This window comes from Desulfonatronum zhilinae (genome assembly GCF_900182865.1).
In the GTDB taxonomy this organism is placed as follows: domain Bacteria; phylum Desulfobacterota; class Desulfovibrionia; order Desulfovibrionales; family Desulfonatronaceae; genus Desulfonatronum; species Desulfonatronum lacustre.
Genome location: NZ_FXUJ01000015.1, coordinates 105,050 through 114,361, shown reverse-complemented (window position 1 = coordinate 114,361; position 9,312 = coordinate 105,050). Strand labels below are relative to the sequence as shown.

Here is a 9,312-nt window from a genome sequence, read left to right as displayed (position 1 = left end):
ACGAGATGACATTCATCACTGTGATCTACCTGATCGGAGCACCCATCAGGGAACTACTCGTTCCATAGCATTTCCACGTCCAACGTCGAAGAACCCAGTAAGTTTTCCACGCGAGACCTCCTGAGTGGTTTTGTTTGCTTGTGGAAAAACAAACATAGCACGAAGGGGTCTCGCTTTCAACTGCAAGCAACTGTTTTTTAATATTATTTTTGAAATCCTAGAGAAAATCGCTCAAAAAATGTCTAATCATTTCAGTATGTTATGCGAGCAAGGCTTACTCCCTAGACATCTGATATTGTTAGCTTTTTTCAAGACGCCGCACGAAGGCATGTTGGCGGACAGCCACGCAGAATAAAAAACCACCCGTAGTGCTACTGTCAGTAGTCGTGAAAAAACCGTGAAACTTCAGTATTAGAATTCTGATAGAAGAATCTGGTCACGTGCTCACGGTCGTCCCTGGCCTTGATGCTTTTTTCCGCCTCCAGAAACGTGCTTATTCGCACAAGTTCAACGCTCATGCCCACCGGGAAGGTCCGTGGAAAGACATTCGTGATCAAATCAAATTCCCCTCGGCTGAAAAGCACCACGGCCCTTTGGAACAAATATGAAAGAAGCAAAGGGCTGTCCCCGCAGACACGAAAAAATGCATCGCAGGGGTGTTCATGCAACGCCACCGCAAATCGCCCGAGAACATCTTCCCGAGGACCGCGCACAACCGGAATGTCGAGGCTCTTGCTGTACAATGCAAGGGGGGTATCTGCCTCATCTACGCTGGTAGCGAGGACAACTGGAGACGATATTTGAGATGCCTGGATTCGCTCCACAACATGTGACAACAAGGGCTTCCCGAAAAAAGGCGCCAGCATTTTGCCCGGATAGCGAGCTGAGGACATGCGGGCCTGGATGATGGTGAGTATTCGCATGACAAAGGTCGATTCATGTGGCTAGGTCTGGCTGAAACTCTTGGGGGCTCTGGGCTGGGTCTCTGTGGGCTGGGTCTATGAGACCAACAACCAACTGTAATTGTTAATTTTGATCCCCAAAAAAGGCCTGTTTTGACACCCAAAGGGTAATTCGCTGCGCTCGTGACTGCGTCAATTACACTGGGTAAACTTACAGACAACTTTTGTCACCCAAAGAACAGCTTTCTATATCCAACAATCCAAAATAATTCGGCAAAAGTCAAAAAATCACTTGAATTAAAAACTTCCCAATCAATCATATTCTCGCGCTTGTCCTGACCGTATACACCAGGATTCTCATGCAGAACCTCAACGGGCTCTTTCCGTTGAGCCGCAACCATTTTCAGCTGCAGCATATCAACAAAGCTCTTGTTCCCGACGCCCAATTCCACAGTCCAAATACGCTCTCATGCCGCACCTTGCCGGTACGGAACAATGATTTGACACTCCTTGGCGGAGCTTGAAAATGGCGAATATGCTTGATTATCAATGGGCATGGCTTGCCTGCTGAAAGGTTTTGGAAAAACTCAAGCAAATTTCAGGCCGGAATTGCTGTAGCTCGGAGCTGGTACTTGATGGCTCGTGGCTGAAAGCTCAAAGGCTAAAATGCCAAAGACCAAGGTTCAGGTGCAAGTTATGCGACGAAGGAGAAGATCGAAGTGGCTGTGCCCCCGCATAAGATGAAATCAGAGGTGAACCTGGGGAGGACGGATTCGGCAACCCTTTTCTGGTTTATGTTCAAAATCTCTTCATGCATGACGTTCAAAATAGACCTGATACAGATTCCGGGTCTGGGGTCGGTAGTTATTCCGCTGGCGATTGATTTGCCTGAAGAAAACTTCCCGAACCTGGTCCGTGCCCAACTCGTCCAGGGCTTCCAGAAAATCGGGCCAGTCCCCACGGGTGAGAATGCTCTCGACCACGCTGTCCACGGACAAGCGGGCAATGTCCGCCACATCCCACCAGAGCCAGGGACGTGGAGCAACTAAGCGCCTATACTGGGAAAGGGTGATTGGTTTTACACACATTAGGATTGCCTTTCAGTTCTGGCTGTGGGCTGGGCAAGGGTCGTTGGCTGGGCCTCTGAGACCAGCAACCACCTGTAATTATTAATCTTGACCACCTAAAAAGGCCTATCTTGACCCCTTACAGACAACTTTTGTCTTTCAAAGCACAGCTTTGTATATCCAACAGACTAAAATAATTCGGCAAAAGTCAAAAATCGCTGGAGCTAAAAACTTCCCATTCAATCATATTCTCGTGCTTGCCCCGACCGTATCCACCAGGGTTCTCATGCGCAACCCCAACAGGCTTGTTCCGTGTCCTCAACCAACCTCAAAACCAGTTGACATTATCTCAGCTCTCTTCTCACGGAAGCCGGCAAACTGATACTGTCTCTTTTATCAATGGCAACGAGCATACCTCTCCTTGTTGTGAATGCGCATACTTTGCATATGTAATAAGCGACAAATCGTCAATTTCAACCAATACGCACAGCCAGGCTATGGTTAATCGAAACCATCTCCCAAAATATTCGGACAATTTGAAATTTCGATTTGCAAATTGTCCGCGCCGATGATATCGGATCAAAAAAAAGCCGGTATACAAGGAAGGTGGCAGATGACCTACATCAACCGGGAGATGGAAGATTACCTGATCTCCATATCGAAAAAATTTCCAGTGGTTACCCTGACCGGACCAAGGCAGTCCGGCAAATCGACTTTGGTCAGAAAAGTGTTTCCCGAAAAGCCCTACGTCTCTTGTGAAGACCCGGATACACTGCTCTTTGCCCGCCAGGATCCACGCGGTTTTTTGAAGACCTATGAAAACGCGGTCATTGACGAAGCCCAGAAAGTTCCCGAGATATTTTCCTATATCCAGACCGTGGTGGACCAAAGGGATCAGCCCGGGCAATTCATCCTGACCGGTTCCAGCGACTTTTTGCTCTTTGAGAAGATCAGTCAGTCTCTTGCCGGAAGGGCCGCCGTGCTCAGGCTTCTTCCCTTTTCCCTGGATGAAATCTTCCCGTCGCACCCACGGGAGGATTATGAGGACTATCTGTTCACCGGATTATACCCACGGATATACAAGATGGGCATCCCCGCGCAGGATTTTTATCCCAGTTATGTCCAGACCTATGTTGAACGCGATGTGCGGGCGATAAAGAATATCGCCGACCTTGGACAGTTTCAACTTTTTCTCAAATCGTGCGCGGGCAGGACCGGGCAGCTCCTGAACATGTCCGCCCTGGCCAATGAATGCGGTATATCGCATACCACGGTAAAATCGTGGATATCCCTTCTGGAAGCCAGCTTCATTGTTTTCCTGCTCCGCCCCTATCATCAAAATTTCGGCAAGAGACTGGTCAAAATGCCCAAGCTGTATTTTTATGACCTGGGGCTTGCGGCGCACCTCCTGGAAATCCAAAGTCCGGAACAATTACGAACCCATTACCTAAAAGGTGCTTTATTTGAATCCCTGGTGATCACCGAGTTGATCAAGAAACGATACAACCAGGGCAAGCAAATGAACTGCTATTTTTGGAGAGATAAAACCGGAAATGAGGTGGACTGCCTCATCGACCAGGGAGGTTCTCAGCTTCCCATGGAAATCAAGGCAGGTCGTACAGTGTCCCCGGACTTCTTCAAGGGATTGGAGTATTATGTAAATCTGGCTGGGGATTCGGCGGCCAAACCCTGTGTCGTGTACGGTGGCAACGCAAACCAGAACAGAAGCAATGCCGAAGTGATTTCCTGGAACAATTTGAAAGGGTTGTTTTTGTACGGCACAAAATCTGTTGACACTTGAAGCGTTGAACGTCACTCGCTTCGCTGTTCATCGAGTTTGCCGACCAGACCCTCTCCATCTGCGACTCCGTCACCGGAGAGGTCCGGCAGGCGCAGATTTTCGTGGCCGTGCTCGGGGCCAGGAACTACACCTTCACCGAGGCTGAACGGCTGGCGCTTCTCATTGAACGGGAAAAACTGTACCGCGCGAATCGCCGTCTCGGCACTCGTCTAAAGAAGGCGCAACTCAAACATGACGCCTGCTTCGACGATCGACGCAGCAATTGGGAGTTATTCAACGGACTATTAAAGCATGTTCACCGGGTCCAAGTCCAGGGTCACGCGAAGAGGGGAGGAACCGGGGAGGGTGGAGCGCATGGCCGTGAAGGCTTCACGCAGGTTTTGCCAGGACATGGCCTTGAGCAGGCACTGGAAGCGTTTGCGGCCGTTGAGCAACCCCAGGGGAGCCGGGGCAGGGCCGAGGACCCGGAGGCCCAGTCGCGTTCCTTCGCGGCGCAGGTGGTCACCGGCCGTGGCCACCAGGGCCGCGCCTTCCTCCCATTCACGCGGATAGCTCAACCGGATCATGGCCAGCTTTACGAAGGGCGGGTAGGCGAATTTGCGGCGGCGTTCCAGTTCCTGTGCGAAAAATCCCTCGTAGTTGCCGGTCCGAATGTGCTCCCAACAGGGATGGTCCGGATTGCGCGTCTGAATCAGCACCCTACCCGGCCGATCTCCTCGTCCGGCCCTCCCTGCCAGTTGGACAAGCAGTTGAAACGTTTTTTCCGCGGCCCGATAGTCCGGAAGATTCAGCCCGACGTCCCCGTCCACGGCCACGACCAGGGTCACGCCTGGGAAATGATGGCCCTTGCTGAGCATCTGTGTCCCGACCATCACCTGGGCCCGTCCTTGGCTAAAGGCCTTGAGGATTTGATCCAGGCTGCCCTTGCGCCGGGTGCTGTCCCGGTCCAGGCGAACGATTCCCAGGCCCGAGGCCCCAAGGTTCTCCAGGTACTCTTCCAGCCCCTCGGTCCCCTCACCCAGAGGCAGGAACCGGGTTCCACCGCACTGACCGCACCCAAAAGGGAAAGGCTGAGCAAAGCCGCAGTAATGGCACAGCAGGCGCTCCCACCCCTTGTGATAGGTCAGCCCCACTTCGCAGCGCGGACATTTCGGGGCCGTGCCGCAGTCCAGGCATGAGACCAGCGGCGCGAAGCCGCGACGGTTGAGCAAAAACATGGCCTGCTCTCCGCGCTGGAGCGCGCCCTCCAACTCGGATCGACAGAGCTGGGAAAGCGGGGCGGAGCGAGGCTCCGGGCGCATGTCCACAAGTTGGATTTCGGGCAACGGCTTGCGACTGACTCGGTGACGCAGGGTAACGCTGTTGATCTCGCTCTGGTCGGCGGCGTGAAAGGTCTTGATGTCCGGCGTGGCCGAACCCAGCAGCAGCAGGCCGCCCTGCTGCTTGATCCGGAAATAGGCCACTTCCTTGGCCTGATACGTGAACCCCTCGTCCTGCTTGTAGGAGGCGTCGTGCTCCTCGTCCACCACGATCAACCCCAAGTTGGCGAAAGGTAAAAACAGCGCGGATCGGGTGCCCACCACGATCTGGGGCGTGGCCTGGTGGCGCAGGGCGCGAAACACCCCCAACCTGGCTCCGGCGGGAAGCGAACCGTGATACCAGTGTCGAGGCGTCTGGGGAAAAAACTGGTTCACCTCGTTCCAAAGCTGGGCGGACAAGGCCACCTCCGGGGCCAGCAACAGCACGCTCCTCCCCTGGGCCAGAGCCGCTCGAGCCAACCGCAGATACAGCAGGGTCTTGCCGCTGCCGGTCACGCCGTGGACCAGGCGGACACGAACTTGCCTCGGAGAGCCGTCAGGACTCCGGACATCTTCCGGTACAGGCTCCAGGGTCAGACGCAGATCTGCTTCCAGGGCCCCGAGCGCATCGACCTGCTCGTCGGAGAGAGGGTGGCATTCGAGAGAAGGAACATCGGAAGTGCCGGAAAGGACATCCGGGGATGATTGCGAGAGGCCCCCCGCAGTATCGGGAAGCGCTCGGGCCGACTTGTGAGCCTGCCAGTCAGCCTGCCAGTCAGCCTTTTGGGCGGAAAGAACCGGCACGGCCTGGACCAGCCCCTTGCGGACCAAGTCCGCCATAACACGTTTGAGACCTTGTTTCGTCTCACGCACTGAAAAAGCGTCCCGGGCCCGGATTTGATCCGTTTCCCCAGCGCACTGGACCAGCGCACCATCCGGACCATGATCCGCAAAGAGGGATTGATCCTGAACAACGGCCACGCCTCGAGCGATACCGCTCAAAGAAGCGCTGCCGTGGGCGAACAGGTGCTCAAGGACAGCTTGTTGCCGTTTGGCCTTGGGGCGCAGGCCCCAGGGAGGGTCGCGCAGCAAGGTATAGAGGACGTCGTCGTCCCCCTTGCGCTGGTTTTGCTCCAGGCACAATCGGCCTTCCATCCAAGCCTGTCCGAGTCGCGCCGACTCCTCGACGCGAAGACGGCTCATTTCCTCCAAGGTCCACCGCCGCGTCGCCGAACCCTCCTCCAGCCTGAACCGAGGTTGTCCGGAGCGCAGGGCCTTGGGCAGGATGCTGGAAAGAACGAGTCCCTCGGGGACCATCTGGCGTCTGGCCAGGTGCCGGACCAAGTCCAGAACGGCGTCTGTCAGGAGCAGTTCCTGGTCCAGGGGCCAAATCATGGGCTTCAAGGTCCGCCCCCCTCCGTCTTCGACCGCGGAAGGCTCCATGATCACCCCCATCCGCGTCCTTTTGCCCACCGGGACCATCACACGCTGTCCGGCGGCCCAGGCCGCGGAAGGCAGACAATCAGGCATCGCATAAGTGAAAACGAGGTACGGCGGGCTGCAAAGAGCCACATTCCAAGCCTGGGTCATGCCGCTCGTCTCGCAAGAAGATTCGTCCAAAGCTTGTCCATCAGTAAGGCCCGGCTCCCTTGTTGTCGAGTTGTCGAGGGGGATGAAACGCAACGAGCCGACCGCACGCCCCATGGTGCAGTCGGCTCGAAAAACCGGGGGATCAAAATCGAGTCCGCCGCGATCAACAATTGAAAGGAAGCAAATTCTTCAGCTTGCCTACCAATTCCTCGCGCAACGACTCGTCTTGCAAGGCGAAATAAATGTTGGCCGTGAGATAGTCGCTCCAGTCGCCCACGTCGAAGCGCATCCCGCGCATCTTCACCGCCAGGAGGCGATTCTTCTGAGCCAGTTTCATCAGTGCGTCCGTGATCTGAATCTCGCCGCCGTGACCCGGCTCGGCCCCTTCGAGATGTTCGAATATTTCCGGCATGAGCACGTAGCGTCCGACCACGGCCATCCTTGAAGGCGCCTGGGCCGGAGCCGGCTTCTCCACCATGGAGCGAACCCGATAGACTCCCGGAGCGAACTCTTCGCCATGGATGATCCCATAGCTACTCACCTTTTCCGCGGCGACCTCGATCACGCCGACCACGGACATATTTTCTGACAAGGCCACGTCCAGCAACTGCTTGATGCCCGGCTCCATCCCGAACATCAGGTCGTCCCCGAGCATCAAGGCGAAGGGTTCCTGCTTGATGACCTCCTTGGCGCAGAGCACGGCGTGTCCCAGCCCCAACTGCTTTTTCTGGCGCACGGAAATGATGTTCACCATCTCGGCAACGGCCCGAACCTCCTCCAATAGCGCCGTTTTCCCGGTCCGTTGCAGCAGGTCCTCCAAGGCCCAGTTGTAGTCAAAATGGTCCTCAATGATCTTCTTATTGGAGTTGTTCACGAAAACCACGTCCGTCAACCCGGAATACATGGCTTCCTCGACGATGTGCTGCACGGCCGGCTTTTTGAACACCGGAAGCATTTCCTTGGGGATGTTCTTGGTTGCCGGCAACGACCTGGTTCCCCAGCCAGCCACGGGAATGACGACTTTTCTGATCTGCATCGGAACAATCTCCTTCGTTTGGATCAATGCTGACGGATATCACTGGTGAAAACGCCACAGAGGAACACGCCCGGCATCGATGCGAAAAAACACAAAACTATCTTTTTTTATATCATTCGAATGAATTGCGACCAATCCTGGAACGCAAAAGGTCAAAAATGCAAGTCGCCGAAAGCTTTCGCCGGAAACTTGCGCAGGAAGCTTTGCCTCCGACAATCGGCTCAAGTCTATCCCCATTCGTGCAAACAGTCTATCGCAAATACGTATGCAAGACGTCCACCAGTTCATCGGCAAGCCGCTGAACCAGGACGGAATCCTCGCCTTCCACCATGACCCGGGCCACCGGCTCGGTTCCGGAGTAGCGCAGCAGCACGCGCCCCCTGGCCCCGAGCTTTTCCTCAGCCTCAGCCACGGCCTTGGCCACTTCCGGGGATTGTTCGAAGGGGATTTTGCGCTCCACGTGAACGTTGACCAGCACCTGGGGAAACGGCTTCAACTGCCCGGCCAGCTCGGACAGCGGCTTGCCTTTTTCCTGCATGATCCGCATCAGTTGCAGGGCCGCCAGGATGCCGTCCCCCGTGGTGCAATGGTTCAGAAAGATCAAGTGGCCGGACTGCTCGCCGCCGAACACCGCGCCTTCGCGACGCATGGCCTCCACCACGTAGCGGTCGCCCACGGGCGTGCGCAACAGTCTGCCGCCATGGTCCCGCATGAACAGTTCCAGAGACATGTTGCTCATCACCGTGGCCACCAGGGTATTGCCGGGCAACGTGCCGTTTTGCATCATGTCCTGGGCGCAAATGGCCATGATCTGGTCGCCGTCCAGCACGGTCCCCTGCTCGTCCGTGACGATCAGCCGGTCTCCGTCTCCGTCCAGGGCCAGGCCGATGTCCGCCCCGGATTCCAGGACGCGATGCGCCACGAGTTCCGGATAGAGGGAACCGCACTTGCGATTGATGTTCAATCCGTCGGGCTCCGTGCCGATTTCCTCGACCTTGGCCCCCAGTTCCTCGAACAGCAAGGGGGCGACCTTGTACGTCGCGCCGTTGGCGCAGTCCAAGACCACCTTCACCCCGTCGAAGGTCATGGTCGAAGGGATGGTGTTCTTCAAAAACACCAGGTACCGCCCCAGACTATCCTGAATCCGAGCGGCCTTGCCTACGTTTTCCGGCTGCGGATACTCCCAATCCGTATCCGGAGAGAGAATCAACTCCGAGATACTGTCTTCCATGGCGTCGGCCAGCTTGAATCCCAGATTGTCGAACAGCTTGATCCCGTTGTCCATGAACGGATTGTGCGAGGCGGAAATGACCACGCCGACGTCGGCGCGCATGTTGCGGGTCAGAAAGGAAATGGCCGGGGTGGGCATGGGACCGACAAGATAGACGTCCATCCCCGCCGCGCAAAATCCGGAAGTCAGGGCCGTCTCGAACACGTACCCCGACAAGCGCGTATCCTTGCCGATCACCACCCGAGGCCGCCGCGAACCGTTGCGCATCATTTGGCCCACGGCCAGCCCCAGCCGAAGGGCGATCTCCGGAAGCATGGGGAAAATATTCACCTGGCCGCGCATACCGTCCGTTCCAAAAAGACCTTTCCGCATTAAGCACCTCGCTAT

Annotated in this window: 7 protein-coding genes; 1 reads left to right on the top strand and 6 read right to left on the bottom strand. The window is 55.9% G+C overall.

Translation table 11 applies throughout. From position 1 onward, the window contains the following. Positions 1–377: 377 nt before the first annotated feature. From AC559A_RS12830 to AC559A_RS12820, 3 genes are all read right to left on the bottom strand, one after another. Entirely contained in the window at positions 378–923 is a 546-nt protein-coding gene (locus AC559A_RS12830; protein WP_498818215.1) for a cytidylyltransferase domain-containing protein, read from the bottom strand. A gap of 206 nt (positions 924–1,129) precedes the next feature. Next, positions 1,130–1,318 (bottom strand): hypothetical protein, encoded by a 189-nt coding sequence (locus tag AC559A_RS12825; protein WP_498818214.1) that lies wholly within the window; start codon positions 1,316–1,318, stop codon positions 1,130–1,132. A gap of 393 nt (positions 1,319–1,711) precedes the next feature. Continuing rightward, positions 1,712–1,990 carry a hypothetical protein gene (locus AC559A_RS12820; protein ID WP_169732585.1) on the bottom strand — a complete coding sequence of 93 codons (279 nt, stop codon included), beginning with the start codon at positions 1,988–1,990 and terminating at the stop codon, positions 1,712–1,714. A 592-nt stretch (positions 1,991–2,582) separates the two neighbouring features. Here AC559A_RS12820 and AC559A_RS12815 point away from each other — a divergent pair. Further along, positions 2,583–3,770 (top strand): ATP-binding protein, encoded by a 1,188-nt coding sequence (locus tag AC559A_RS12815; RefSeq protein WP_498818213.1) that lies wholly within the window; start codon positions 2,583–2,585, stop codon positions 3,768–3,770. Positions 3,771–4,054: 284 nt separating this feature from the next. Here AC559A_RS12815 and priA read toward each other — a convergent pair whose 3' ends face one another. From priA to glmM, 3 genes are all read right to left on the bottom strand, one after another. Next, a complete protein-coding gene (gene priA / locus AC559A_RS12810; RefSeq protein WP_498818212.1) occupies positions 4,055–6,658 on the bottom strand; it encodes a replication restart helicase PriA in 2,604 nt (867 codons plus the stop codon). A 163-nt stretch (positions 6,659–6,821) separates the two neighbouring features. After that, entirely contained in the window at positions 6,822–7,694 is an 873-nt protein-coding gene (gene galU, locus AC559A_RS12805) for a UTP--glucose-1-phosphate uridylyltransferase GalU (RefSeq protein WP_028571381.1), read from the bottom strand. A 250-nt stretch (positions 7,695–7,944) separates the two neighbouring features. Continuing rightward, complete coding sequence (gene glmM, locus AC559A_RS12800) at positions 7,945–9,297, bottom strand: phosphoglucosamine mutase (RefSeq protein WP_498818211.1); 1,353 nt, start codon at positions 9,295–9,297, stop codon at positions 7,945–7,947. Positions 9,298–9,312: the final 15 nt, after the last annotated feature.